This window comes from Desulfocurvus vexinensis DSM 17965, from assembly GCF_000519125.1.
Lineage (GTDB): Bacteria > Desulfobacterota > Desulfovibrionia > Desulfovibrionales > Desulfovibrionaceae > Desulfocurvus > Desulfocurvus vexinensis.
Genome location: NZ_JAEX01000012.1, coordinates 22,497 through 48,191, shown reverse-complemented (window position 1 = coordinate 48,191; position 25,695 = coordinate 22,497). Strand labels below are relative to the sequence as shown.

The window sequence follows — 25,695 nt, the reverse complement described above, 5'->3', positions numbered from 1 at the left end:
CGCGCGGGGAGGCCGTTTTCGTTGCGGGCCCGGCACCAGGGGGGGCCGCAGCCCCCGCGCCTAGCCTGCGCCGCCCTCCAGGCCCACGGCCACCACCGCCACGCGCACCGGGCCGTGGACGCCCTTGACCACGACCATCTCGATGTCGCCTGTGGAGCTGGGGCCGGTGATGGCGTGCAGGGCCGAGGGCAGGTGGCCCTGGGCGTCGGCCAGGGCGCGCAGCAGGGGCGCGAGGTTGGCGATGCCCGGCACGGTGCGCCCCGGGGGCACCACAGCGAGGTGGGTTTCGGGCAACAGCGAGATGCTGCGCGGCGCGTCGGCCCCGGCGGCCACGAGGATGGACCCCGACTCGGCCAGCAGGCCCAGGGCCGAGGTGATGCCGATGTCGGCCCGGGCCAGGTCGCGGATGGACTCTTCGCGGACGGGGATGACCTCGACGCCCAGGGTGGCGCACAGGCCGGGCAGGTCCAGGGGCGCGAGGTCGGGGTGGTCCTGGATGGCGGCGCTGCGCACGCCGAGCTCGCGCAGCAGCCCGGCCACGGCGGCGCGGGCCCCGGCCCAGTCGGGCACGGGCAGCAGGCGCACGCCGCAGCGCGCGCAGGCTGCGGCCAGGGCCGCCGGATCGTCGGGGCCGAAGGCCTCGCTGGCCCCGGGCCGGGGCGCGGGCCCGGGGTCAGGGCAGTCGGTCAAGGCCAGGCGCAGGGCCATGAGGATTTCGCTGCGGGCGTCAGCCATGGTGGTCCTCCAGGGTGCGCCGCAGGCGGCCCCAGCGGGCGGAAAACGGCTTGCACAGGCGCGGGGGCCTGCGGCTGCGGGCCCACAGGGCGATGGCCGCGCCCACGCCGGGCAGGCAGCGGGCCAGGCGCAGGCCGGGGTCCAGGGTGCGGGCGGCGGCGGCGGCGGCGCGCCACAGCCCGGGCCGCGCGGCCAGCCGGGCAAAGGCGGCGGCGGCGCGCGGGCCCAGGGGCGCCAGGGCGGCGGTCTGTGGCGCGGCGGCAGCGCGGCGGCGCAGCTCCAGCAAAAGGGGCGGATGGTCGATACGCACGGGGCAGACCGCGGCGCAGGCCCCGCAGGTGGTGCAGGCAAAGGGCAGCTCGGCCAGGGCCGCAGCCCCGGGGTCGCCCTGGGCGCGGGCCAAAAGCGGCGCCAGCAGCGAGCCCATGGGTCCGCAGTAGGCCGAGCCGTAGCTGTGTCCGCCCACCTGGGCGTAGACCGGGCAGACGTTGATGCAGGCCCCGCAGCGAATGCAGGCCAGCACGTCGCGCATGGCCGGGTCGGCCACGATGCCCGAGCGCCCGTTGTCCAGCAGCACAAGGTGGAAGGCACGGGCCCCGTCGGCCTGGCCCGGGCGACGCGGCCCGGAGAGGACCGAGGTATACGACGACAGGGTCTGCCCGGTGCAACTGCGCGGCAGCACGGCCAGCAGGGCGGCCATGTCGTCCAGGGTGGCCACGACCTTCTCGATGCTCATGACGGCGACGTGGACGCGCGGCAGGGTGGTGCTCATGCGGATGTTGCCCTCGTTCTCCACGAGGACGAGGCTGCCGGTCTCGGCCACGGCCATGTTGGCGCCGGTGATGCCCATGTCGGCGGCCAGGAACTTGGCGCGCAGGGCGCGGCGGGCCATGAGGGTCAGTTCGGGGATGTCGTCGGACAGGGGCTCGCCCAGGTGGGCGTGGAACAGCTCGGAGACCTCGCGACGGTCCTTGTGCATGGCCGGGGCCACGATGTGCGAAGGCTTCTCGCCCGCGAGCTGGACGATCCACTCGCCCAGGTCGGTCTCCACCACTTCCACGCCCCGGGCTTCGAGGGCGGCGTTCAGGCCCGTCTCCTCGGTGACCATGGACTTGCCCTTGACGGCCAGGCGTACGCCCTCGGCGGCGGCGATGTCCGCCACGATCGCGTTGGCCTCGGCGCCGGTGCGCGCCCAGTGGACGTGCCCGCCCAGGGCGACCACGTTGTGCTCCAGGCGCTCCAGCAGCGCGGGCAGCGAGCGCAGGCAGCGGCGACGGACCTCGGCGGCACGCTCGCGCAGGGCCTCGAACTCGGCCTCGGGCAGCAGGGCCAGGCCCCGGGCGCGGTTGCCGCGAAACACGGCCACGGCGCTTTTCAGGGTCGCGCGCAGCCGGGCGTCGGCCAGGGCCGCAGCGGCGGCGGCGCGAAAGGGGGTCTGCGGGCTCATGGCGCCTCCGAGGCCAGGATCTGGGCGATATGCACAACGGGCAGGTCCAGCCCGCGCTTTTGCAGGCCGCCGCGCAGGTGCAGCAGGCAGCTCGGCTCGGCGGCGGTCAGGGCCGTGGCGCCGCTGGCGGCCAGGGCGTCCAGCTTGTCGCCCAAAAGCGCGGCGGACACGGTCTCGAACTGTACGGCGAAGGGCCCGCCGAAGCCGCAGCACTGGTCGGCGTCCGCCACCTCGGCCAGGGTCAGGCCCTTCACGGCGCGCAAGAGGGCCAGCGGCTCGGCGCGCACGCCCAGGGCCCGGCCCACCTGGCAGGAATCGTGGTAGGCCACGGTGCCCGCGAAATGCGCCCCCAGGTCGGTCACCCCCAGGCGGCGCACCAGGAATTCCGTCAGCTCGAAGGTCCGCGCCCCCAGGGCCAGGGCCTCGGCGTGGGCCGCAGGGTCGTCGGCCAGCAGCCCGGGGTAGACCGCGCGCACCATGTGCACGCACGAGCCCGAGGGCGCGACCACGGCCTCGGCCTGTGCGAACAGGCGCAGGAACCGCAGGGCCAGGGCCCGGGCCTGGTCGCCGTGGCCGGACTTGTACAGCGGCTGGCCGCAGCAGGTCTGGCCCCGGGGGCAGTCCACCCGGACGCCCGCCCGGGCCAGCACCCGCGCGGCGGCCTCGCCCGCCTCGGGCATGAACTGCTCCACCAGGCAGGGAATGAAAAGGCTTGCGTGTGTCATCGGCGCTCCAAGGCCCGGGAGTATGAACTCTTTGGGCCTCAAGTCAACGCCCGGGGCGGCCCGCCAGGCCGCCAGGCCGTCACCGGGGCGTCACCCGGCGCAGGGCCGCCGCCCGCGCCCCCGCCCGGGCGGGCGCCGAAATCGCCTTGCCCGCCAGGCTCCGTAGCGAAATCGTCACCGCATCTTCACAGGATGTCGCTCCCGGCGCCCGGCAGATGCGCTACGGGAGGGCCTGGGCCGCCAGCCCGCAACACCACCCCAAGGAGCCCCGATGACCCTGCGAATGAAGCTCATGATCTTCAGCCTGCTCGCGTGCCTGGTGCCCACGGCCACGGTGGGCCTGTTCAGCGTGCAGCGGGCCACCAGCGCCCTGGACGCGGCCTCGCGCCAGCAGTTGACCTCCGTGCGCGACGCGCGGCTGCACGAACTGGAGGCGCTGCTGGCGCGCTTCACGCACGAGGCCGCGATCTACGCGGGGGTCAAGGAGGTCTACAACGCCCTGGGCATGCTGCGCGACCACGCCTGGGGCACGGCCAAGGCCGGGGTGCGCATGGACGTGGCCGACCCGGCCTTCGTGGAGCTGCTGGACTATGTGGGCGGGGCCTTCGCGCCCTTCGTGGAGGTGCTCGGCTTCGAGGACGCGCTGCTCGTGGGCGACGACGGGCGGGTGTACTACAGCCACCTCCGGGGCCGCGAGCTGGGCGAGGACCTGAAGCAGGGCACCCTGCTGGCGGACTCCAACCTGGCCCGGGCCTGGGCCGGGGCCATGGCCGGGCAGACGACCCTGGTGGACGCCGCGCCCTACCCCGCCCTGGAGGGCCGCCCGGCCATGTTCGTGGCGGCGCCCGTGCGCTCGCACATCGGCGAGATCCAGGGCGCGGCGGTGCTGCGCCTGCCCCTGGAGGCCATCGGCGCGGTCATGGCCGCCGGGGCCGGGGGCATGGGCCAAAGCGGCGAGAGCTACCTCGTGGGGCCCGACGGGCTGATGCGCTCGCCCTCGCGACTGGACCCCGCAGGCCGCAGCGTGGCCGCCAGCTTCGCCGCGCCGGACCGGGGCCGCGTGGACACCGAGGCCGTGGGCGCGGCCCTGGCGGGCCGGGCCGACACGCGGATCATCACGGGCTACCTGGGCCACGAGGTGCTCTCGGCCTTCGCGCCGCTGGAGTCCGGCGGGCTGGGCTGGGCCGTGGTGGCCGAGGTCGGCACCCGCGAGGCCTTCGCCCCGGTGCGCGCCCTGCGCTGGGCGGCGGTGGCGGCGGGGCTGGTGGTGTCGCTGCTGGCCGGGGCGGCCTCGCTGCTCTTCGTGCGCCAGGAGATCCTGCGGCCCCTGGAGGCCGTGCAGGGCTTCCTGGCCCGGGTGGGCGGCGGCGATTTCCACGCCGAGCTGGACGGGCGCTTCCGGGCCGAGATGGCCGCCCTGGCCGACGGCGTGCGGGCCATGTTCACCGAGGTCAAGAAGAAGCTCGGCTTTGCCCAGGGCGTGCTGGACGGGGTGGCCCTGCCCTGCCTGGTCCTCGACCGCCAGGGGTGCATCACCTTCGTCAACGAACGCCTGCTGCGCCTGCTGGGCAAGCCCGGCCAGCCGCAGGACTTCCTGGGCCAGGGCGCGGGCGGGTTTTTCCACGGCGACCCCGGGCGCGAGACCACCTCCCTGGCCGCCCTGCGTGCCCAGGCGCGCCAGGAGCGCGAAGTGGAGCTGCCCGCCGCCGGGGGCCGGGTCACGGTCAGCGTCAGCGCCACCCCGGTCTACGACCTGGACGGCGCCCTGCTGGGGGTGTTTTCCCTGTATTTCGACCTGACCCCCATCCGCGCCCAGGAGCGGCGCATCCTGGAGCAGACCGAGCGCATGACGCGCACGGCCAGCGACGCCGGGGCCATCGCCGCCGGGGTCTCCGAGGCGGCCACGGAGCTGCTGCGCCAGGTGCGCGAGACCGAGAGCGGCGCCGGGCGCCAGAACGAGCGGACCATGGCCACGGCGGCCAGCATGCAGCAGATGAGCGCCACCACCAGCGACGTGGCCAGAAACGCGGGGGCCGCCGCCCTGGGCGCCGACGCCGCCCGGGCCAAGGCCCTGGAGGGCGACGCCGCCGTGGGCCGGGTCATCGCGTCCATCGAGCAGTTGCGCGGGCGCACCCAGGCCCTGGACGCCGACATGCGCGAACTGGGCCAGCGCGCGGGCGACATCGGCCACGTCATCACCGTCATCGAGGACATCGCCGACCAGACCAATCTGCTGGCGCTCAACGCGGCCATCGAGGCCGCCCGGGCAGGCGACGCGGGCCGGGGCTTCGCCGTGGTGGCCGACGAGGTGCGCAAGCTGGCCGAAAAAACCATGACCGCCACCCGCGAGGTGACCGCCGCCGTGGACGGCATCCAGAAGGGCACCGCCGAAAGCGCCCGGGCCACGCGCGAGGCGTTCTCCGCCGTGGCAAAGAGCACGGAGCTGGCGCGCCATTCCGGCCAGGCCCTGCGCGAGATCGTGGCGCTCATCGAGGGCACGGCGCGCCAGGTGCAGGCCATTGCCGCCGCCAGCGAGGAGCAGGCCGTGGCCGGCGAGGAGATCAGCCGCGCCGTGGAGGACGTGAGCGCCATCACCCGGGACACCCTGGAGGAAATGGCCCACAGCGCGCGGACCATCAGCGGGCTGGAGGAGCAGGCCCGCAGGCTGCACGAGCTGGTCCGGGGCATCCAGGGCGCGTGACCGGAGGGCATGGCCGGGGGCATGGCCCGTGAGGGGCGTGGCCGGGGGGCGAGAATACAGGAATTCCCCTATACCACGCACGCAAAGGCCGGGCTATAGGATGACGATAGAGCGTCGCCCGGGGGCGATGCGACACACGCCATGCCCAGCAAGACCGCCCTGCTCCTGCTGGCCGCCGCCCTGGCGGCCCTGTGCCTGCCCCTGCCGGGGGAATGCGGCACCCTGACCCTGCGCAACGACTCCGCCGAGGCGGCCTACTGCGTGACCTTCGACCTGTGGAGCGCCAGCGGCCCCGGACGGCGCAGCCTGACCAGCGCGCCCGGCAGCGCCCAGACCTTCCAGGCCCCGCCCCTGCGGGCCATCGGCAAGCTTGCGGTCTACCGCCTGCCCGAGGGCACGACCTGCGACCATCCCCCCGCCATTCCCGAGGCGCGCCACGATCCCGGCCTGCTGCTGCCCATGCGCAGCTTCACGGTGCATGTGCTGCCCGATGGGCAGGTGTGCATCGACGCCCGCCGCGACCCGTCCTGAACCGGGCGGGGCCGCCGTCAGTCGCCGAAATCCAGCTCGACCCTGCCGCCCGCCAGGCGCAGGTTGGCGTTGAAGGGCTTGCCCGCGCGCGAGACGAAGCGCGTGCGCCGGAAGGTGCGGCCCTTGGCCAGCAGGTCGCGCACCAGGGCCGCGCGCACCTCGCCGCCGAACAGCCGCCGGGGGATGGAAAACTCGCACTCGCCCGTGGCCCGGGCCACGCACTCGAAGGCCCCGGGCCGCTCGACCACATCGCGCCCGCACAGCGGGCAGGCGCCCAGGGCTTCGGCGGGGGCGCCGTCCGCTCCCGGAGGCGCCTCCAGAGGAAAGCCGTCGCGGTCCGTGGCCGGGGGCGCGGGGGCGGCGGACGGGGGCGGCCCGGCGGCGGGCGGCGCGGCCTCGACGCCGGGGGCCGCTTCCGGGCCCTGCAGCGCGGGCGCAGGGGCAGGCGCCGGGGGCCGCGCGGGTGTCGGGCGGCGGGCCGGGGCGGCGTCCAGGGGGAAGCCGTTCTCGTCCAGCCCGGAACCGAACAGCCGGGCGTGGGGCACCAGGGGCGCGTCGCGCACGGCGTCCACTCCCTGGCGCACGGCCTCGCGGATGGCCTGCATGAAGGCCGGGTAGGTGTCGCGGCCCTGCTCGATGTCCCCCAGGCGCTTCTCCCACTCCCCGGTCAGCTCCGGCGAGACCATCTGCGGCAGGTGGGCCTCCACCAGCTCCACGGCGTGGCGGCCCGCGTCGGTGGCCACGAGCTTCTTGCCGTCGCGGGCCACGTACTTGCGGGCCACCAGGGTCTCGATGATCTGGGCCCGGGTGGCCGGGGTGCCCAGGCCGCGCTCCTTCATGGCCTCGCGCAGTTCGCCGTCCTCCACCAGCTTGCCCGCCGTCTCCATGGCACCCAGCAGCGTGGCGTCGGTGAAGTGCGCCGGGGGCTTGGTCTGGTGGGCCTTGGCCTCCAGGGCCCGGGCGGCCACGGGCGCGCCCTTGCGCAGCCGGGGCAGGGGGTTGTCCGCCGCCGCGCGCCAGGGCTCGGCGGTCAGCCAGCCCAGCTCCTTGAACACCTTGCCCGTGGCCTTGAAACGCTGCCCGGCCACCTCGGCCCACACGGTGGTGGCCGAAAACTTCGCCGGGGCCATGAACGCCGCGCAGAACCGGCGGCAGATCATCTCGTAGACGTTCCACTCGTCGGCGGACAGGGCCTGGCGGTTGGCCCGGGCGGCGGTGGGGATGATGGCGTGGTGGTCGGTGACCTTGGCGTCGCTGACGCATTCGAAGCGCCGCCCCCCGGCCTTGACGCCCTCGGCGGCGGCCCGGGCCTCGTCGGGAAAATGGGCGTACACCGCGCGCAGGTGCTCCAGCACCTCGGCGAACAGCTCGCGGGTCAGGTGCCGCGAATCGGTGCGCGGGTAGGTGATGAGCTTGCGCCGCTCGTACAGGGCCTGGGCCACGGCCAGGGTGTCCTTGGCCGACAGGCCCAGGCGCGCGTTGGCCTCGCGTTGCAGGGTGGTCAGGTCGAAGGGCAGGGGCGGCTTCTGCTGGCGCGCGGCGCTCTCCACGGAAAGCACCGCGCCCTCGCGCCCGGCGCAGCCCGCCACCACAGCCTCGGCCTCGTCGCGCCGGTCGATGCGCGTTTCCTTGTAGTCCGGCGGGGCGTGCCAGGTGGCGGCAAAGGGCTCCTCGCCGTGGGCCAGGGTGGCTTCCACGGTCCAGTAGTCGCGTGGGGTAAAGTGCTCGATCTCGCGGCGGCGGTCCACCAGCAGCTTGAGCACCGGGGTCTGCACGCGGCCCACGGTGATCAGCGAGCCGTCCTTCAAGGTGAACAGCCGCGAGTAGTTCATGCCCACCAGCCAGTCGGCCTCGGCGCGGGCAAAGGCCGCCAGGCCCAGGTTGCGCTTGCGCTCGGCGGGCACGGTGCCCGCCAGGGCCTTCTTCAGGCCCTGCTCGGTCATGTCGCTGGCCCACAGGCGGCGCACGGGCTTGTCGCACCCGGCAAGCATGGCGATGCGCCGGAAGATCAGCTCACCCTCGCGCCCGGCGTCGGTGGCGTTAATGATCTCGCCCACGTCCTCGCGCAGCATGAGCCCGCGCACCACCTCGTACTGCCGGGCCGACTCGGGCAGCACGGCCAGCCGGAAGCGCGCAGGGACCATGGGCAACATGCGCATGTGCCAGCGCCCGGCCCAGGCCGGGTCCTGGTCGCCGGGCTCGGCGATGCCGATGAGGTGGCCCACGGCCCAGGTGACGACCCAGCCCGGGCCGGAGATGCAGCCCGAGCCGCGCCCCGGCAGGCCCAGGACCTTGGCGATCTCGCGGCCCACGGAGGGCTTCTCGGCGACGACGAGGGTGACGGACATGGCAGGCCCTGTCTACCAGGGGACGGCCCCGGGGGGAAGGGGCCCGGGCCCGGCGACGGTCGCCGGGCCCGGGCCGGAGGCCAACCCGAAGGAAGGGCAGGGGCGGGGCAGGGGGCGCCGGAAGCGGCGCCCGGCGGGCGGAAACTGTCGCGGCGCTGGCCTCAGCCCTGGGGCGCCCCGGGCCACTGCACCGCCCCCGGGAAGCCCGGCTGCTGGGGCACGTCGCGCAGCCCCTGGCGGCAGGCGGCCCAGGCCGCGCGCTGGGCGCCATCCAGCGGCGCGTCGGGCAGCTGCGTCCAGTCGCAGGCCGCCAGGCGCGTGTCGCGCTCTGCGCGGACCAGGGCGGCCAACGCGGCGGCGTCGGGCTCGGGGGCGGCGTCGGCCCAGCCTGCGGGCAGGGGGCCAAGCCCGGTGAGGGTCGCGGGCTGGCCGTCAAGCCAACCCTGGCGCCCCCGGTGATCCTCCACCAGGGCCCAGGCCCCGCCCTGCCAGACGGCGGCCCGCCCCGGCGGCGCCTCGGGCGGGGCCTGGGTGGTGGCGTGGGCCGGGATGAGCCAGCCGCCCGGCGCCAGGGGGTCGGGCCGAGCCGGGCTGGCGCCAAGGGCTTCGCCCGTCTCGGGGTGGTAGTGATACAACTGCATGGCTCCTCCTAGTATTTGATGACGTGCAGGAACGCGACGTTGCGCGGGCGGTTCTCGTTGGCGGTGGGCACCACGTTGGAGGCGTCGAAGGCCAGCCAGCGCGCGGAGCCAGTCCCACTGCTGATGATGCCCGTGGTGGCGGTGCCCAACTCGAAGCATCCGGTGACGTTCGCAGCGTCGTTTGCGATGAGACCAAACGTCCCGGTCCGCGTGGCCTCGCCCGTGATGTTGCGGATGGCGTCGCCCTGGGCCGAACCCAGGCTGCGCCCCGCATCGGCCCCGCGCCCGTGGTCCCAGCCGCGCACGAACTCGCCGCGCAGGTCGGGCAGGGCAAAGGTCGTGCTGCCGTCGCCCGCGCCGAAGGTCGTGCCGATGGCCGCGAACAGCGCCGCGTAGGCCGCGCGCGAGACGCTCGCCCCGTCGCATTCGAGATACCCCTCGGGCGGGGCCGCCCCGGCGAAGGCCAGGACGGTGCCGGGCGCCACGGCCCCCAGCGGCGCGGGCAGGCGCCCCGCGCCGTCCAGCTGCGCCACGTTGCCGGGTTCGGCGCCCGCGTCGAGGCTGGCGGCGCTGCCCAGGTCCGCCGTGGTCGCCAGGGCGTGCTGGGTCAGGTCCTTGCCGTTGACGGCGCAGGCCCACAGCGCGCCCCAACTGCGCTGCGGCCTGCCAAGGCCCCCTTCGCCGTGGGCGCGGGGGCAGATGCTGGCGGTGGTCATGTTTCCTCCTGGATGCGTGCTCGTGTCGCGTCCAAAATCAACCCAGGGTTTTTGAAAAACGTTTGGCCCAAGCTGTCATGCGGCCATGCAGCCAGCCGTATTTCGCGGACGCGGCACTAGAGGGCCGGGATGATGTCGCCGTCCGGGTCCTGCTCGAAGAGGTGGCCCCGGCCCACGGTGACGCGGACCCAGGCCGGGGAGCCCGGCGGCTCCTGGCCCTGGCTGGGCGCCACGGCGCGGTAGGAATGGCCGTCGCTCCAGGCGACCACGGCGGGGAAGTCGTAGGCCGTGGCGGCGTCCCAGGCGGGGGCTGCGGCGGCGAAGGCCAGGGCGGCATGCTGCTCGGCCTTGTGCCCGGCGGCCTCGGCCCGGGTGGCGTCGGCCTGGGCGCCCTGGGCGGCCGTCTCGGCGCGCAGGGTGGCCGCAGCGGCGAGCACCGAGGCCTCGTCCGCCCGCTGGGCGGCGGCCAGGGCGGCGCCCTCGCTGGCCAGGGCCCCGTCGCGCGCCGCCAGGGCCGTGTCGCGCGCGGCCAAAAGCGCGGCGGGCTCCACGGCCCGCCCGGGCTCGGGGTCGGCCACGGCGTATTTCACGCAGCGGCCCAGCTCCTCCTTGAGCTGCAGGCTGATGCGCGTCAGCTTGTCGTGGGCCTTTTCGATCTCCGCGGTGTCGATGACGTCCATGTTGTTCCAGGCGCGTTCCTGGGTCAGGGGCACGTCGCTGTACAGGGTCAGGGTCTGGCCCGGGGCCGGGGGCGCGGCCATCTCCAGGGTGCCGCCGCCGGGGTCGCCCGCGCCGCGCAGGGTGTAGTCCCGGCCCAGCTCCAGCAGGGCGTCCTGCACCCCTGCCGGGGCGCCCGGGGCCGGGCTGCGCAGCACGGCCCGCACGTGGGCGTCCTCCAGGAAGGCGAACTGCGTGGGAAATTCGCGGCCCACGCCGTTGCCTTCGTAGCGGGCCTTGATGATTTGCGATTCCACTGTCACTGTGATTCCTCCTTGGGCTGGGTGCGCGCGGCCCGGGCGGGCCCGCCGAAGCAGGCCGCAGACCTAGCACCGCCGCCACGGGCCCGGGCGCCAGCTGTGCAGCCTGGCGCCTACCGGGGCCGAAAAGGAGTCAGCAGCGGGGAATCAAAGGAAATATTTCTTTCTGGATCGGCGCGGAGAATTTATATTTCCGATTCACTCAATCGAAAAAATAAATCACAAGGCGCGCCACACGCCCCGACGGGCCCGGCGGATGGGGCCGCCGCACGGCGCAGGCAACGGAGCGTGGGGCGGCCCGGGGGCGCTCAGAGGCGGCGCGGGCCCCACAGAGGTGCCGCAGCAGGACGCGGGGTTTCCAGGAGTGCTGCGGGGCGGGCACGCATTCCGCAGGAGAACGCGGGGCAGGACCGCAAGGACCGGGCGGCCCGCAGGCTGTTCACCGTGCGCCCAGGCGTTGCGAGGGCCCGGGGAGGCCGCAAGAGCCGGGCGCACAGGGCGCAAAAAAGCCAACGCAACGGGACGCACCCGCGCGTTGGCTCCGCGTCCGGACGAAATGGGGACTTTTTCCTTGACCGCCGCCGCCAGTGGGGTAGACCGGCGGACCCGGGCGGCCTAGTGGCCGCCGTGCTGCTTGATGCGGTACAGGGCCGTGCCGACGATGACCGCCATGTAGATGAAGATCAGGGACACGCCCAGATAGCCCTGGGGGCTGCTGTGCAGCATGTTGGTGGCGAGTTCGAAAACGACGCTCATGGCATGGCTCCTTCGTTGGCGTTGGAAAACTCAAATTGTCTGAAACCATGAAAATGTCAAGGGCCAGGCCCTGGGAAAACAGCCGATGAGCGAAAAATTTCACAAGGACGCGGAGCTGGAGCTGACCGTGGACAAAATGGCCTTCGGCGGCCAGGGGCTGGCCCGGGTGGACGGGTTCGTGGTCTTCGTGGACGGCGCCCTGCCCGGCAGCCGGGTGCTGGCCCGGGTGACCAAGCCCGGCAAGCGCTTCGCCCAGGCCGAGACCGTGCGCGTGCTCGACCCCGGGCCCCACGCCGTGGAGCCCTTCTGCCCGCATTTCGGCAAGTGCGGCGGCTGCCTGTTCCAGGACCTGGACTACGCCGAGCAGCTGCGCTGCAAGACCGGGCACGTAGCCGACGCCCTGGCCCGCCTGGGCGGCGCGCGGGGCTTCACCGTGCACCCCGCCCTGCCCTCGCCCGCCACCCGCCGCTTCCGCAACAAGATGGAGTTCGCCTTTGCCGGGGGCGGCGCGCGGCTGGCCCTGGGCCTGCACCGGCGCGGGTCGGCCTCGGTGGTCAACGTGGAGCACTGCGCGCTGCAGGCCGAGCCGTGCATGGACGTGGTGCGCCACGCGCGCGAGTTCTGCCGCCAAGTGGGCGTTCCGGCCTACGACGCGCGCACCCGGCGCGGGGTCTGGCGCTTCCTGGTCGTGCGCCGCTCCGAGGCCACGGGCCAGGCCCTGGCCCACGTCATCACCGGGCCGGGGCCCGACGGCGGCGCCGCACGCGCACTGTGCGAAGACCTGCTGGCCGCCTTCCCGGCCCTGGCGGGCGCCGTGCATTCCGTGCGCGCCAACAACGCCGCCGTGGCCCAGGGCGAGCGCCAGGTGGCGGCCCACGGCCAGCCGTGGATCGAGGAACGCCTGCTGGGCCTGAGCTTCCGCATCTCGCCCGATGCCTTCTTCCAGACCAACACCCCCGGGGCCGAGGCCCTCTACGGCGCGGCCCTGGAGCTGGCCGGGCTCACGGGCGCCGAGGCCGTGCTCGACCTGTACTGCGGGGTGGGCGGGCTGGCCCTGGCCGCCGCCGGGCGCGCCGCGCGGGTCACGGGCATCGAGGTCCACGCCCCCGCCGTAGAGGACGCCCAGGGCAACGCGCAGCGCAACGGCCTGGGCAACTGCACCTTCCTGGCCGGAGACGCCGGGGCGCTGCTGGCCGGGCTGGACCACGTGCCCGACGTGGCTTTCGTGGACCCGCCGCGCGCGGGCATGGCCCCGCAGGCCGTGGCGGCCCTGGCGGCCCTGGGGCCGCGCCGGGTGGTCTACGTGTCGTGCAACCCCGCGACCCTGGCCCGCGACGTGGCCCTGCTGGCCGAGGGCGGCTACGCCCTGGCCGAGGTCCGGCCCGTGGACCTGTTTCCCCACAGCCCGCACATCGAATGCGCGGCGCTGCTGGAGCGGGGCGGGGCGGCCTGAGCGAAGGGCCGTCGGGCCGGATGGACGGGCGGCGCCGTGCCCTGCGGCAGCAGGGCGGCCTGCCCGGCCAGGAGGGGCGGGGCGGACGCGGCCAGCGAGGCTGCACCCGGCCAGCCCTCCGGGCCGGGCGCCTCGCCAGCCTGCGGCCGGATGGCCCGGCCGGGAGGCGCGGCGCAAAACAGGCCGAAATCCCGCCCCGCACCCCGGCTGAATGGTTGAAATGATGCGCGTTCCAGTGTAAGTGAAATTTTCCTCAACCAAGCAAGGAGCGCGACATGGACTTCCTGTTCTTCATCCTCGGCATCTTCCTGGTGGGCTGCTGCCTGTTCTACATCAAGCAGTCCTGGAAGAACGGCGAGTACTAGGCTGCGGGCCCGGCAACGGGCCGCCCGCCCCTTTCGCCCCCGCTGGCCCACCTCATGCGGCCGCTCACCGGAGCTGCCGCGTGATGTTTGGCGCCGCGCTCTGGGCCCCTGATACCATCGCGTGTTGCGGCGTGTGTGGGGGGGGTGGTTTTGGACGGCGAGCGTTCCCCCGCCTGAGGCAAAAAAACTCACCCGATTTTTCCTTGATGCCCCCGTAGCGTAAAATTTACGTACAATTTTTACGTTAACGACCGCCAAAAGCAACCGCGCCGCTTCTTTTCCCCACACCCCGTGCTGCCGCCAGCCGGGCACCTCCACCGGCACCGCTCACGAAAAGCCCCGGAGGGAACGCGGCTCAACTTTCAGCCGTGAAAGAAAACACAGGAAAATTTTCAACCCGCCCCTGCCAATGTAAAGAAAAGGCCAAAACTTTACATTAGAACTCTTCGACAGACTCAGCGCCCTCCACCTGCCCCTCTCCCGCATCGGCCTTCTCCCGGAACAAGTCCAGATACGCTTCGTACCTGTAGACCTTGTACCGTTGCCGCCCTGTGGCCTCCGAAAGCAGGCCGATCGCCTCGAAATCCTTCACCAGGGCACCAGCCGTGGGCCTGGAAACTTGAAGCCCCTCAGCGATGTTTGCAATGGACAGGACCGGACGTGCGTACAGCATATCGAGCAATTGCAAGCCGTTGCTACTGCGCCCACCCAGTTTGGAGAGCACCAGGGCGCGGCTGGAGTCGCGAAGACGCATTATCTCCTTGAACGTGGCAATGCCCTTGCGCGACGTGTCCCGGATAGCAACCAGAAAGAAACGCACCCATTGGCCGATATCGTTGGACTCCCGGACGACGGTAAGCGCATCATAGTACTTGCCCTTGTGGCGCTCCAAGTACGCCGAGAGGTACAACGATGGGCGGATCAACAGGCCTTTGCTCATCAGATACAACGTAATGAGCAGCCGCCCGATCCTGCCGTTGCCATCAAGGAACGGGTGAATCGTCTCGAACTGATAGTGGCTGATGGCCACCCGGATGAGGTGCGGGACGTCGATTTGCTCGTCATGCCAGAACTTTTCCAAGTCGCTCAGCAGTCCCGGCAGCTCCGTGTGGTGCGGAGGGATGAAGACCGCATCGCTCAGGGTTGCGCCCCCGATCCAGTTCTGGGAGCGGCGGAACTCCCCCGGGGTTTTGCGCTCACCCCGGACGCCGTCGAGGAGCACTCCGTGCGTCTCGCGCAACAGGCGCATGGAAAGGGGCAGCGTTTCCAACGCACCCCGCGCCATGGAGATGGCCCGGATGTAGTTCTGGACCTCCTGCCAATCATCCTTGCGCTCGGCGTCGATATAGACCTTGTCCATGAGTACTTCATCGATCTCGGTCTTGGTGCCCTCGATCTTGCTCGACGTGTTGGCCTCCTTCACGATGTGCATCATGATAAAGCGGTCCACGTCCGGGACAATCAGGGAAAAGGCATTGAGCTCCGCGAGGGAACGCGTTGCACCCTCAAGGAGCGTATTGATCCGCGGGTCTTCCCACAGCCACTGGCGGTCCACCAAGGCTGGTGAAAAACTTTTGTACCGGTATTGCTGGACATACCTGCCAGACGTAAACGCTTCGAACTTCATGCACTCCCCCTTTCCTCGCCGCGCCCCGGTCCGGGCCCCTACACCGCCACCCACTCCTGCCAGGCGGGCCACCCGGCCACGTGGGCGGCCATTTCGGCGTAGCCCGTGCTGGCGGGGTGTATGCCGTCGTTGGCGGCCACGTCGGCCAGGTACGCGCCCGAGGACACCAGCCGCCCGAACATGTCGAAGTAGCCCACGCCCCTGCGGGCGCAGACCGTGCCCAGCTCACGGTTGATCTCGCGGATGCGCGCCGTCAGCTCGCCCGAGGCCACGGGCGGCGGGCCGACAAAGAGCACCTCGTGGGCCGCCAGGGCCTGGTCGAGCAGGGTCTCGGCGTTGGCCACCGTGTCCGCCAGGGGCAGGTTGCGGCGCCCGTCGCGGTCTGCGGCGTCGGCCACGCCGAAGGAGAACACCAGCCGCGTGGCGGCCCCGGGCAGGGCGCGGCGCGCGGCCTCGTCCCGCCAGCGGGCCAGGATGTCGGCGCTGGAATGGCGCCGCGCGCCCAGGTTGTAGCAGGTCAGGGCCCGGCCCCGGGCCAGGGCCTGCACGCAGATGCGCCCGGCCCAGCCCAGGCAGGCCGCGTCGCCCGTGCCCAGGGTCAGGGAATCGCCGAAAAAGCAGATGACCATGGCGTCCTCCTGGCCCTGGTATAGCCCCCGGGGCCCGCGCCCGCAACCGGGAGCCATACGGCCCCGGCCCTCTGCAGTCCCAGGCCATCCGGCCCCCTCGCTCAGGGCAAAACCTTGCCCCCGCCCTCGCCCAGGCATATAGATGGCACCGGAATCTTCGGTCTGGGGGGCGCCCCCGTCATCTCCAGGCCGGGGAGCAGAGCGGGGCGCCTCGCTGCCTGCCTTCCTCCTCTGCCTTGCGGCGGACTCCGCCCCTGTGCTCCTTTTGGGGCAGGCCCGCCGCACTCACCGCCGCACCCACCGCGCCGCAGCCCGCGCCCTTCGCCGCCCCGCCCCTTCTTGACAAAACCGCACCGCGCGGCTATGGCTCGTGTTCATCATGCGCAACTCCGCCAGCCAGACCGCCCTTTCGGGCCTGTGGTGGCGGCTCTGGTAGCAGAGCCGCGCGAGTTGCGTTTGGATCACCGGAACGGAAAGAACCCAAGCACCCCCATCGACCGCGGCAGGACCACCGGCTGCGGTTTTTCAATGCTCCGCCGCCGGTGGCGGCCCCGCAAAGGAGCATGATGCCCATGACCACCACTCCCGATGCCAACGGCTTTTTCGGCGCCCATGGCGGCCGCTTCCTGCCGCCGGACCTCGTCCCGGTGATGGACGAGCTGACCCGGGCCTTCGAGCGCTACCGCGACGACCCCGAGTTCCTCCGCGAGTTCGACTACTACCAGCGTCACTTCACGGGCCGCCCCTCGCCGCTGTATTTCTGCGCCAACCTCTCCCGCCGCCTGGGCGGAGCCAAGATCTACCTGAAGCGCGAGGACCTGAACCACCTGGGCGCCCACAAGGTCAACAACACCGTGGGCCAGATCCTGCTGGCCCGGCGCATGGGCAAGAAAAAGATCATCGCCGAGACCGGCGCGGGCCAGCACGGCGTGGCCACCGCCGCCACCGCCGCGCTCATGGGCATGCAGTGCACCATCCACATGGGCGCCGAGGACATCGAGCGCCAGAAGCTCAACGTCTTCCGCATGGAGATGATGGGCGCGCGCGTGGTGCCCGCCATGAGCGGCCAGCGCACCCTCAAGGAGGCCGTGGACGAGGCCCTGGCCGCCTGGGTCCAGGACGCGGACAACACCTACTACCTGCTGGGCTCCGCCGTGGGGCCGCACCCCTACCCGATGATGGTCCGCCATTTCCAGTCCGTCATCGGCCGCGAGGCCCGCGAACAGATCCTCGAGTTGGAAAGCCGCCTGCCGCACACGGTCATCGCCTGCGTGGGCGGCGGCTCCAACGCCATCGGCCTGTTCTCCGCCTTCCTGGACGACGCGGACGTGGCCATCCAGGGCGTGGAGCCCTCGGGGCGCGGGCTGACCCCCGGCGACCACGCCGCCACCCTGACCCTGGGCACCCCCGGCGTGCTGCACGGCTTCAGCTCCTACATGCTCCAGGACGAGCACGGCGAGCCCGCCCCGGTCTATTCCATCTCCGCCGGGCTGGACTACCCCAGCGTGGGCCCCGAGCACAGCCACCTGAAGGACATCGGCCGCGCCAGCTACGTCACCGCCAGCGACGCCGACGCCGTGGACGCCTTCTTCACCCTCTCGCGCACCGAGGGCATCATCCCGGCCCTGGAGTCGGCCCACGCCCTGGCCCAGGCCATGCGCCTGGCCCCGACCCTGCCCGCCGACGCCGTGATCCTGGTCAACCTCTCGGGCCGCGGCGACAAGGACGTGGCCCAGATCGAGCGCATGCTGCGCGCCGGGGAGATCAGCGCCCCCCGCTAGCCTCGCCCCGCAGGTTCCGGGCGGGCGCCCCCGCGCCCGCCCGGAACCTGTGACACCGCAATTTTTCCACCCCGCACCGCTTTACTCCTTCCACTTCAATCGGATATATTCTCCTCTCCGGGACCACCACAAGGCATCATGACGCACCATCCCCCTGCCCAGGCCATCCTCGCCTCCGCCGTGCGCCCCGCGACCGGCGCTGTTTCCCTGTTCGAGCTCGTAGGCGGGCTCTCCGCCGCCCTGGACCTCATCAGCCCCCAGGTGGTGGACCATCACCTGCGCGTGGCCTTCCTGGCCTCGCGCCTGGCCGGACACATGGGCCTGCCCGCACGCGACGTGGCCGACACGATCTTCGCCGGGCTGCTGCACGACGTGGGCGCCTTCTCGCTGCAAACCCGCCTGGACACCCTGGCCTTCGAGACCGACAGCGTGGAGCACGCCTTCGTGGGCTGGATGCTGCTGCGCCGCTTCGCGCCCCTGACCGGGGTGGCGGGCATCGTGCGCTGGCACCACCAGCGCTTCGACGAGGCCGACCAGGCCGACGCCGACCCGCGCACCCTGCTCCTGGCCGGGCTCGTGCATATCGCCGACCGCCTGGACATCCTGCTGCGTCATGCGGGCCCGGCCTGCAACGACCCCAAGGCCCTGCGCCTGCGCCTGGAGCAGGGCGCGGGCCAGATGTTCGACCCCCTGGCCGTGCAGGCCGCCAGCGAGCTGCTGTGCACCACCACCCTGGCCGAGGACGCCGCCGCCCCGGCCCCGAGCCTCATGGCCGGGATGCGCGCCCTGGCCGCACCCGCCGACCTGCGCCTGGACGTGGCGGCCCTGGTGGAATTCTCCGGGCTCATGGCCCAGGTCATCGACTTCCGCTGCCGCTTCACGGCCACGCACTCGCGCGGGGTGGCCGCCACGGGCCGCTCCCTGGCGCTGCTGGCGGGCATGGCCCCCGGCGAGGCCGAAATGCTCTACGTGGCGGGCAACCTGCACGACATCGGCAAGCTGGCCGTGCCCCGGCGCCTGCTGGAGAAAAAGGAACCCCTGACCGAGGACGAATTCGAGGCCATCAAGAGCCACGCCGCCCATTCCGACGCCATCCTCACGCGCATCCCCGGGCTGGCCCCCGCCGGGCTCTGGGCCGCGCGGCACCACGAGCGCCTGGACGGCGGCGGCTACCCCCACCGCCTGGGCGCCGAGAATCTGGACACCGGCTCCCGCGTGCTGGCCGTGGCCGACGTGTTCACGGCGCTGACCGAGGACCGGCCCTACCGCGCGGGCATGACCCGCCCCCAGGCCGCCGGGGTGCTCGGCTCCATGGCCGGGCGCAAGGCCCTGGACCCCGCCCTGGTGGCCCTGCTGCTCGACCACTACGACACCGCCGACGCCACGCGCACCAGCGAGCAGGACCTGGCCCGCCAGGACTTCCTGACCTTTTCCGCCGCCCGGCCCTAGCGGGCGGCCAGGAATCCGCAGGCCCCAGGCGGCCCTGGCGCGCCCTGGCGCAACAGCGCGGTCCGGGCACTGCGCGGCGGGGCGGCGGGGCGCCGTCCGTTGCCCGGCCCTGGCGGCTTCGGGCCGCACGCCCGCAGGGCGCCCCTGCGCCGCCCCCCCCGGGCCCATTGCCCTGCCAGGGCAAACGCGCTACCCTGCCCCGAGCATGGAAACCACGCCCGCACCCATGGTCCGGGTCCAGCATGTGTCGCACAACTTCGGCGCGCACTGGGCCCTGCGCAACGTCAGCTTCTCCCTGCCCAAGGGCGGCTTCCTGTTCCTGTCCGGCCCGTCTGGCGCGGGCAAGACCACCCTCTTGCGCCTGTTGCACGGCGCGCTGCCCCTGGCGCGCGGCGCCGCCGAGGTTGCCGGGTTCCAGCTCAAGGGCCTGCCCGCGCGGCATATTCCCCAACTGCGCCGCCAGGTGAGCGTGGTCTTCCAGGACTTCCGCATCCTGCCCGCGCGCAGCGTGGCCGACAACGTGGCCCTGCCCCTGGAGGTCCGCGCCACGCCCCGGGCCACCATCCGCAAGCGCGTGAGCGCCGTGCTGCGCAGCCTGGGGCTGGACGACAAGGCCCTATGCCCCTGTGCGCGCCTTTCCGGCGGCGAGCAGCAGCGCGTGGCCATCGCCCGGGCCATCGTGGTCAACCCCCAGCTGCTGCTGGCCGACGAGCCCACCGGCAACCTCGACCGCGCCCTGGCCCTGCATCTCATGGAAGTCTTCAAGCAGTTCAACACCTTCGGCACGACCATCGTCCTGGCGACCCACAACCGCGACGTGGTGGCCGCCGTGCCCGGGGCGCGGCTCCTGGAGCTGACGGACGGACGCATCACCGCCGCCAACTGGCGCGCCGCCGACCTGGAAGTCGCCCCCCAGGGCGGCCCCGAGGACGGCCCGGCCTGCCCGGCCCCCCGGAGGGCGTCATGATCGCCCGGCTGGCGCGCCTTATCCTGCGCGGGGTGGCCGACCTGGGCCGCAACCCCCTGGCCCAGGCCCTGGCCCTGGGCGCCGTGACCCTCACGGCCTTCCTGGCCGGGCTGTTCCTGCTGCTGCTGGTCAACCTCAACCAGGCCCTGCTTTCCGCCGGGGGCGAGTTCGTCTTCCAGGTCTACTGGGCGTCCGACGCGCCCCTGGACACCGTGCGCGCCCAATGGCAGGAGCTGGACGCCCTGCCCGGCTTCCACGCCAAGACCACCTACACCCCCGACCAGGCCCTGGCTGAGCTGGGCGTGGCCCTGCAGGGCGGGGCCGAGGCCCTCAAGACGCTGCCCGGCGGCGGCCTGCCGCCCACGGCGGTGGTCAGCCTGCACGCCCCGGGGGCCGACCCCGCCGAGTTCGTGCAGCAGACCCTGCGCGCCCTGCAAGGGCTGCCCGGGGTGGCCGACATCCACTACAGCGCCCTGCAGGTGGACCTGGCCCGCTCCTGGCAGCGCTTCGCCCGCACGGTGCTCTGGCCGCTCATCGGCCTGCTCGGGCTCACGGGGGCGCTGGTGGTGGGCAATACGTTGCGCCTGGCCCTGGCCGGGCGGCGCGACGAGGTGGAAATCCTGCGCCTGGTGGGCGCCGGGCGCTGGTACATCCAGCTGCCGCTGCTGGTGGGCGGCGCGGTGCAGGGCCTGCTGGGCGGAGTTCTGGCCCTGGGGCTGCTGGCCCTGGCGCACCTGGCCCTGGCCGATCTGGCCGCCACCCCGCCCCTGCACATGGCCTTCACCTTCCTGCCCCTGGCCCACTGCCTGGCCCTGCTGGCGGGCATGACCCTGGTGGGCGTGCTCTCCAGCCTTGTGGCGCTGCGCGAATAATCCATGCTATGGTGGGGCCGGAGGCGGTCCCATGTTCGAGCAGACCTTCGTCTTCGGCACCCTGGCCATGGCCCTGGCGCTCTTCATCCACGGCGGGCTGCGCTACGATCTGGTGGCGCTGCTGGCGCTTTTGGCCGTGGTCCTGGCCGGGGTGGCCCCGGCGCAGACGGCCTTTTCCGGCTTCGGCCATCCGGCGGTGGTCACCGTGGCCGCCGTGCTGGTCATCAGCCGGGGCCTAGCCAAGGCTGGCGTCGTGGACGCCCTGGCCCGCAGGCTGGAATTCCTGGGCTCCAACCTCACGGTGCAGATCACCGCCCTCACCGCCCTGGTCCTGGTGGCCTCGGGGTTCATGAACAACGTCGGCGCCCTGGCCCTGCTCATGCCCGTGGCCGTGCGCCTGGCCCGCTCGCACAACCGCCCGCCCTCGCGCTTCCTCATGCCCCTGGCCTTCGGCTCGCTGCTGGGCGGGCTGACCACCCTCATCGGCACCCCGCCCAACCTGATCCTCTCGGCCTTCCGCCAGGAGGCCACGGGCCAGGCCTACCGGATGTTCGACTTCCTGCCCGTGGGCGCGGGCACGGCCCTGGCCGGGCTGGCCTTCATCGCCCTGGGCGGCTGGCGGCTCATCCCCAGCCGCGAGGGCGAGGGCCGCGACGACCTCTTCCACATCGACGCCTACCTGACCGAGGTCCGCGTGGGCGACGACTCGCCCCTGGTCGGCACCCGGGTGGGCGAGGTGGAGCATCTGCCCGAGGTGGATGTGCTGGTGGTGGGGCTGGTGCGCGCGGGCCGCGTGCTGGGCACCCCGGCGGACCGCGAAATTCTCGCCCCCGGCGACGTGCTGCTGGTGGAGGCCGCCCCCGCCGACCTGGAGCGCCTGCTGGAGACCGCGCGCCTGGAGCTGCGCGCCAGCAAGGACATCTGCACCCGCCTGTTCCAGGAGGACGCCCAGGCCGGGCCCGTGCCCCGGACCCCGGACCCCGACTGCGAAACCTACCGCGAGACCTCGCACATGGAGCTCATGGAGGCGGTGGTCGGCGTGAACTCGCGCCTGGTGGGCCGCACCGTGCGCGACCTGGCCCTGCGCCACCGCCACGGGGCGAACCTGCTGGCCGTCTCGCGCCAGGGCCAGCCCATCCGCAGGCGCCTGCGCAACGTGCGCTTCCGGCCCGGCGATGTGCTGCTGCTCCAGGGCATGGCCCAGGACATGGCCCCGGCCCTGCCCGCCCTGGGGCTTTTTCCCCTGGCCGAACGCGAACTGCGCCTGACGCGACCCTCGGGCGGGCCCCTGGCCGTGGGGCTCTTCGCGGCGGGCATCGCCGCCGCCACCTTCGGCCTGCTGCCCGTGCACATCGCCCTCACGGCGGCGGCGGCGGGCATGATCCTGGCGCGCGTGCTGAGTCTGCGCGAGGCCTACGACAGCATCGAATGGCCCGTCATCGTGCTGCTGGGCGCCATGTTCCCCGTGGGCGAAGCCCTGGAGGCCACGGGCGGCGCCGCCACCGTGGCCGACGCCCTCATGGCCGCCACCGGCGCGGGCGGCCCGGCCCTGGCCCTGGCCGTCTTGCTGGTGGGCACCATGGCCCTGTCCAACGTCATCAACAACGCCGCCGCCGCCGTGCTCATGGCGCCCATCGCCCTGCGCGTGGCCGCGGGCTTCGGCGCGCCCATGGACCCGTTCCTCATGGCCGTGTGCGTGGGCTGCTCCACGCCCTTCCTCACGCCCATCGGCCACCAGTCCAACACCCTGGTCATGGGCCCGGGCGGCTACCGCTTCGGCGACTACTGGCGCCTGGGGCTGCCGCTGTCCGTCCTGGTGCCCCTGGTGGCCGTGCCGCTGATCCTGCTGGTCTGGCCGCTGTAGGCGGCCCGCAGGTCAGCCGTTCCAGCCGTGGCGCGCGCCGGTCATGGACTCGATGTCCAGGCGCATCACGCAGGTCTTGGCCAGCACTGCTTCCGGAAAGGCCTCGTCGGGGTACTCGTCCTCGGTGTAGTGGGCCATGATCGCCCGCAGCCCCGCGCGCTTCTCGGCCACGGTTTCCAGCACCACCACGCGCCCGAAGCCCACGATGCTCTTGAACTTCATGCTGAAGCCGCAGGGCTTGTCGTCCTCGATGAGCGCCACGTCCGTCTCCAGCTCGAAGCACACCCGGGGGTCCGCGCGCAGCGTTTCGGCCTTGCGCCCCTTGCACGAGGAATGCAGGTACAGGCAGCCCCCGCCGATCCCATAGTTCATGGGCACCACGTACGGCCCGTCGGGGCCGGCCATGCCCAGCCGCAGGATCTGCGCCTTGCGCAACACATGGGCCAACTCCTCGGGGTTCGTAATCCGCCGCTCGGGCTTGCGTTCGATCATCGCCTTCTTCTCCAGGGTTGTGGCAGGCTTCGGGATGCGCCCACTCTAGGCCACCCGCCCCCCGGGCGCAATGGCGGCGCGGGGGCGGCGGTGGCGCACGCAGAGGCCGGAGGCGGCGGCGCCCCGCGTCCGGCGCCCCCCTTGTCCGGTTCTGCTTCCCCTTGCCCCGGCGCACCCCCGTGTTGACAAGCGCCGGGCTTTGGCGTTTGGTTTTGCGTTTGTTCAACCGCGAGGAGGCGATTGGGTATGGGCGACATCCGCAGGGTTCGGCCCGAGGTCGAGGGGTTCGAGGCGTACACGCCGGGGCTGACCATCGACGCCATCAAGGCCCGCTACGGCCTGGGCTCGGTGATCAAGATGGCCTCCAACGAGAACCCGCTGGGCACCTCGCCGGTGGTGCAGAAGGTGCTGTGCGACAAGGCCGGGCTGGCCTTCCGCTACGCCCAGGCGGGCACGCCCCGGCTGGCGGCGGCCATTGGCGCGCACCACGGCCTGCCTGCCGGGCGCGTGGTGGCGGGCAACGGGTCCGACGAGATCATCGACCTGCTCATCCGCGTCAAGGCCCGCCCCGGGCGCGACAATATCATCGCCTTCAAGCCGTGCTTTTCCATGTACAAGCTCCAGGCCCGGCTGTGCGGGGTGGAATTCCGCCAGACGCCCCTGCGCGAGGACTTCAGCTTCGACCCGGGCGCCCTGCTGGCCCTGGCCGACGAGAACACGGCCATCTGCTTCGTGACCACGCCGGACAACCCCTCGGGCTACGCCCCGCCGGTGGCCATGCTCGAGCGGCTGGCCCGCGAGCTGCCCCCGCAGTGCCTGCTGGTGCTCGACGAGGCCTACATGGACTTCGCCGAGCCGCAGCAGGCCTACTCCCTGCTGCCCCGGCTGGAGGAGTTCCCCGGCGTGGCGGTGCTGCGCACCTTCTCCAAGATGTACGGGCTGGCCGGGCTGCGCCTGGGCTACGGGCTCCTGCCCGAATGGCTGGCGGACTACTGCCTGCGGGTCAAGCCGCCCTTCTCGGTGAACATCCTGGCCGAGGAGGCGGGCATCGCCGCGCTGGCCGATGGCGATTTCGTACGCGCCACGCTCCAGGCCGTGCGCGAGGGCCGCGAGTACCTTTCGCGCGAGCTGGGGGCCCTGGGCTGCCGGGTCTGGCCGTCGCAGGCCAACTTCTTCATCATGGAGCTGCCCCGGGGCGCGAAGCTGGACGCCGGGGGCGTCTTCGAGGCGCTCTTGGCGCGCGGGATCATCCTGCGGCCCCTGGTCAGCTACGGCATGCCCTCGGCGCTGCGCGTGAGCGTGGGCAACGCCTTCGAGAACGCCGAGCTGGTGCGCCACCTGGGCGAGGTGCTGGCATGAGCGCGCCGCGCGTGGTGACCCTGGACGGCCCGGCGGGCGTGGGCAAGACGACCCTGGCCCGGCGCGTGGCCGAGGCGTTGGGGCTGGCCTACCTGGACACGGGGGCCATGTTCCGCGCCACGGCCCTGGCCCTGGGGCCCGGCGCGCGCGAGCTGCCCGAGGCCGAGTTGCGCGCGCGGCTGGCGGGGCTGGATTTCGGCCTGTCGGGCGGCGGGGCGGCCTCGGTGCTGCGCCTGAACGGGCGGGCCGTGGGCGACGAGGTGCGCACCGAGCAGGTGGGCATGATGGCCTCGGACGTGGCGACCCTGCCGGTGGTGCGCGAGTTCCTCAAGGCGGCCCAGCGCGCCGTGGGCCGGGCCACGGCCCTGGTGGCCGAGGGCCGCGACATGGGCACGGTGGTCTTCCCCGAGGCCGCGCACAAGATCTTCCTGGACGCGGCGCCCGAGGTCCGCGCCCGGCGGCGCTGCGAGCAGCTGCGCGCCATGGGCGCCCCGGCGGACCTGGCGGCCATCACCGAGCAGATCCGCGCCCGCGACCACCAGGACCGCAACCGCGCCGTGGCCCCCCTGCGCCCCGCGCCCGACGCCGTGGTCATCGACACCGGCGCCCTGGACATCGACGGCGTATTCGCCGCCATCATGGCCGCCCTGGGCCGGGCCTGAGGCAGGGAAGCCGCAGCCCGGCACCGGACCCGCCCAGGCCCGCCCGGCAGCCTGACGCAAGGCCTGCCCTGCCCCGGGGCCGCCCGGGAAGCCGTCTCCCCGATGCCCGGTGCGCAGAGCGCCCGCCCTCCGGTGCCCGAGCCCGGCACGGCACGGCGCGGGCGCCCCAGGTCCTGCGACCGCGACCCCGGCGCCGGAAGCCCGCCCCCCGGGGCCGGGCCCACGAACTGCGCGCGCACCCGCCCCACGGCACGACGGGCCCTTGACGCCGCCCCGCACGGGCACTATCCTTTTGCTGCAAATGATTTTCATATTCAGACTGGCGCGCCGCTCCCGGCGCGCCCAGCGAGGACGACCATGAGCAATTTCGCCGATCTGGCCCTGGTGCTGGCCATCGTGGCCATTGCGGGGGTATACCTGTACCGCCGCCTCAAAAAGCAACGCCAGGGCGGCGGCTGCTGCGGCTGCGACGGCTGCGACGATTCGGGCGGCGGGGCCTGCCCCTCACAGGGCCAGGGCCAGGGCCTGGGCGACCATCGCCCCAGGGACTGATCCGCCGCAACCGGCGCGCCGCCGCGCGCCGCGCCAAGGAGACCCC

At 72.9% G+C, this 25,695-nt stretch carries 22 protein-coding genes; 11 read left to right on the top strand and 11 right to left on the bottom strand.

Annotation, left to right across the window (positions count from 1 at the left end):
• Positions 1-60: 60 nt before the first annotated feature.
• Genes G495_RS20390 through G495_RS0109670 form a run of 3 tightly spaced genes read right to left on the bottom strand, consistent with a single transcriptional unit; the run spans position 61 to position 2,907 of the window.
• The gene (locus G495_RS20390; RefSeq protein WP_051445247.1) at positions 61-735 is read right to left on the bottom strand and encodes a LutC/YkgG family protein; all 675 of its coding nucleotides are present in this window, start codon (positions 733-735) and stop codon (positions 61-63) included.
• Entirely contained in the window at positions 728-2,182 is a 1,455-nt protein-coding gene (locus tag G495_RS0109675; RefSeq protein ID WP_028587647.1) for a lactate utilization protein B, read from the bottom strand. Before G495_RS0109675 ends, G495_RS20390 begins: the two co-directional genes overlap by 8 nt.
• The gene (locus G495_RS0109670) at positions 2,179-2,907 is read right to left on the bottom strand and encodes a (Fe-S)-binding protein (RefSeq protein ID WP_028587646.1); all 729 of its coding nucleotides are present in this window, start codon (positions 2,905-2,907) and stop codon (positions 2,179-2,181) included. Before G495_RS0109670 ends, G495_RS0109675 begins: the two co-directional genes overlap by 4 nt.
• Before the next feature lie 271 nt (positions 2,908-3,178).
• Here G495_RS0109670 and G495_RS0109665 point away from each other — a divergent pair, with 271 nt between their 5' ends.
• Both G495_RS0109665 and G495_RS20385 read left to right on the top strand, forming a co-directional pair.
• Entirely contained in the window at positions 3,179-5,608 is a 2,430-nt protein-coding gene (locus tag G495_RS0109665) for a methyl-accepting chemotaxis protein (protein ID WP_028587645.1), read from the top strand.
• A gap of 141 nt (positions 5,609-5,749) precedes the next feature.
• Positions 5,750-6,139 carry a hypothetical protein gene (locus G495_RS20385; RefSeq protein ID WP_028587644.1) on the top strand — a complete coding sequence of 130 codons (390 nt, stop codon included), beginning with the start codon at positions 5,750-5,752 and terminating at the stop codon, positions 6,137-6,139.
• A 17-nt stretch (positions 6,140-6,156) separates the two neighbouring features.
• Here the strand turns inward: G495_RS20385 and G495_RS18540 are convergent, their stop codons facing one another.
• The 5 genes from G495_RS18540 to G495_RS22020 form a co-directional block, all read right to left on the bottom strand.
• Positions 6,157-8,487 (bottom strand): type IA DNA topoisomerase, encoded by a 2,331-nt coding sequence (locus G495_RS18540; protein ID WP_051445246.1) that lies wholly within the window; start codon positions 8,485-8,487, stop codon positions 6,157-6,159.
• Positions 8,488-8,648: 161 nt separating this feature from the next.
• Positions 8,649-9,128, bottom strand: coding sequence for a tail fiber assembly protein (locus G495_RS22530; protein ID WP_051445245.1), 480 nt, complete (start codon positions 9,126-9,128; stop codon positions 8,649-8,651).
• Between the two features lie 8 nt (positions 9,129-9,136).
• Positions 9,137-9,844, bottom strand: coding sequence for a phage tail protein (locus G495_RS20375; RefSeq protein WP_051445244.1), 708 nt, complete (start codon positions 9,842-9,844; stop codon positions 9,137-9,139).
• Between the two features lie 116 nt (positions 9,845-9,960).
• A complete protein-coding gene (locus G495_RS22830; RefSeq protein ID WP_035251636.1) occupies positions 9,961-10,824 on the bottom strand; it encodes a hypothetical protein in 864 nt (287 codons plus the stop codon).
• 612 nt (positions 10,825-11,436) lie between these two features.
• Positions 11,437-11,577 carry a hypothetical protein gene (locus G495_RS22020; RefSeq protein ID WP_169734373.1) on the bottom strand — a complete coding sequence of 47 codons (141 nt, stop codon included), beginning with the start codon at positions 11,575-11,577 and terminating at the stop codon, positions 11,437-11,439.
• A gap of 85 nt (positions 11,578-11,662) precedes the next feature.
• On the opposite strand from G495_RS22020, the gene rlmD reads away from it, so the two are divergent.
• Entirely contained in the window at positions 11,663-13,030 is a 1,368-nt protein-coding gene (rlmD, locus tag G495_RS0109625; protein WP_028587643.1) for a 23S rRNA (uracil(1939)-C(5))-methyltransferase RlmD, read from the top strand.
• Positions 13,031-13,831: 801 nt separating this feature from the next.
• Here rlmD and G495_RS18515 read toward each other — a convergent pair.
• Complete coding sequence (locus G495_RS18515) at positions 13,832-15,022, bottom strand: Fic family protein (protein ID WP_051445243.1); 1,191 nt, start codon at positions 15,020-15,022, stop codon at positions 13,832-13,834.
• A gap of 38 nt (positions 15,023-15,060) precedes the next feature.
• Positions 15,061-15,651 (bottom strand): GDSL-type esterase/lipase family protein, encoded by a 591-nt coding sequence (locus G495_RS0109610; RefSeq protein ID WP_028587642.1) that lies wholly within the window; start codon positions 15,649-15,651, stop codon positions 15,061-15,063.
• A gap of 572 nt (positions 15,652-16,223) precedes the next feature.
• On the opposite strand from G495_RS0109610, the gene trpB reads away from it, so the two are divergent.
• The 5 genes from trpB to G495_RS0109585 all read left to right on the top strand — a co-directional run bounded on the left by trpB (position 16,224) and on the right by G495_RS0109585 (position 22,584).
• A complete protein-coding gene (trpB, locus tag G495_RS0109605; protein ID WP_156939665.1) occupies positions 16,224-17,432 on the top strand; it encodes a tryptophan synthase subunit beta in 1,209 nt (402 codons plus the stop codon).
• Between the two features lie 138 nt (positions 17,433-17,570).
• Positions 17,571-18,881, top strand: coding sequence for an HD domain-containing phosphohydrolase (locus G495_RS0109600; protein WP_051445242.1), 1,311 nt, complete (start codon positions 17,571-17,573; stop codon positions 18,879-18,881).
• 226 nt (positions 18,882-19,107) lie between these two features.
• The gene (gene ftsE / locus G495_RS18510) at positions 19,108-19,848 is read left to right on the top strand and encodes a cell division ATP-binding protein FtsE (RefSeq protein WP_051445241.1); all 741 of its coding nucleotides are present in this window, start codon (positions 19,108-19,110) and stop codon (positions 19,846-19,848) included.
• Positions 19,845-20,720, top strand: coding sequence for a cell division protein FtsX (locus G495_RS0109590; RefSeq protein WP_028587639.1), 876 nt, complete (start codon positions 19,845-19,847; stop codon positions 20,718-20,720). Before ftsE ends, G495_RS0109590 begins: the two co-directional genes overlap by 4 nt.
• Positions 20,721-20,751: 31 nt before the next feature.
• A complete protein-coding gene (locus G495_RS0109585; protein WP_028587638.1) occupies positions 20,752-22,584 on the top strand; it encodes an SLC13 family permease in 1,833 nt (610 codons plus the stop codon).
• 12 nt (positions 22,585-22,596) lie between these two features.
• On the opposite strand, the gene G495_RS0109580 is transcribed toward G495_RS0109585, so the two are convergent.
• Positions 22,597-23,076, bottom strand: a complete 480-nt coding sequence (locus G495_RS0109580) for a pyridoxamine 5'-phosphate oxidase family protein (protein WP_035251633.1) — start codon at positions 23,074-23,076, stop codon at positions 22,597-22,599.
• Positions 23,077-23,322: 246 nt separating this feature from the next.
• Between G495_RS0109580 and hisC the strand changes: the two genes are divergently transcribed.
• The 3 genes from hisC to G495_RS22015 all read left to right on the top strand — a co-directional run bounded on the left by hisC (position 23,323) and on the right by G495_RS22015 (position 25,649).
• Positions 23,323-24,435: a histidinol-phosphate transaminase gene (hisC, locus tag G495_RS0109575; RefSeq protein WP_028587636.1), complete on the top strand. Its 1,113-nt coding sequence runs from the start codon at positions 23,323-23,325 to the stop codon at positions 24,433-24,435.
• Entirely contained in the window at positions 24,432-25,097 is a 666-nt protein-coding gene (gene cmk, locus G495_RS0109570) for a (d)CMP kinase (protein ID WP_028587635.1), read from the top strand. The genes hisC and cmk overlap by 4 nt, the downstream gene beginning before the upstream one ends.
• A gap of 357 nt (positions 25,098-25,454) precedes the next feature.
• Positions 25,455-25,649 (top strand): FeoB-associated Cys-rich membrane protein, encoded by a 195-nt coding sequence (locus G495_RS22015; RefSeq protein ID WP_028587634.1) that lies wholly within the window; start codon positions 25,455-25,457, stop codon positions 25,647-25,649.
• Positions 25,650-25,695: the final 46 nt, after the last annotated feature.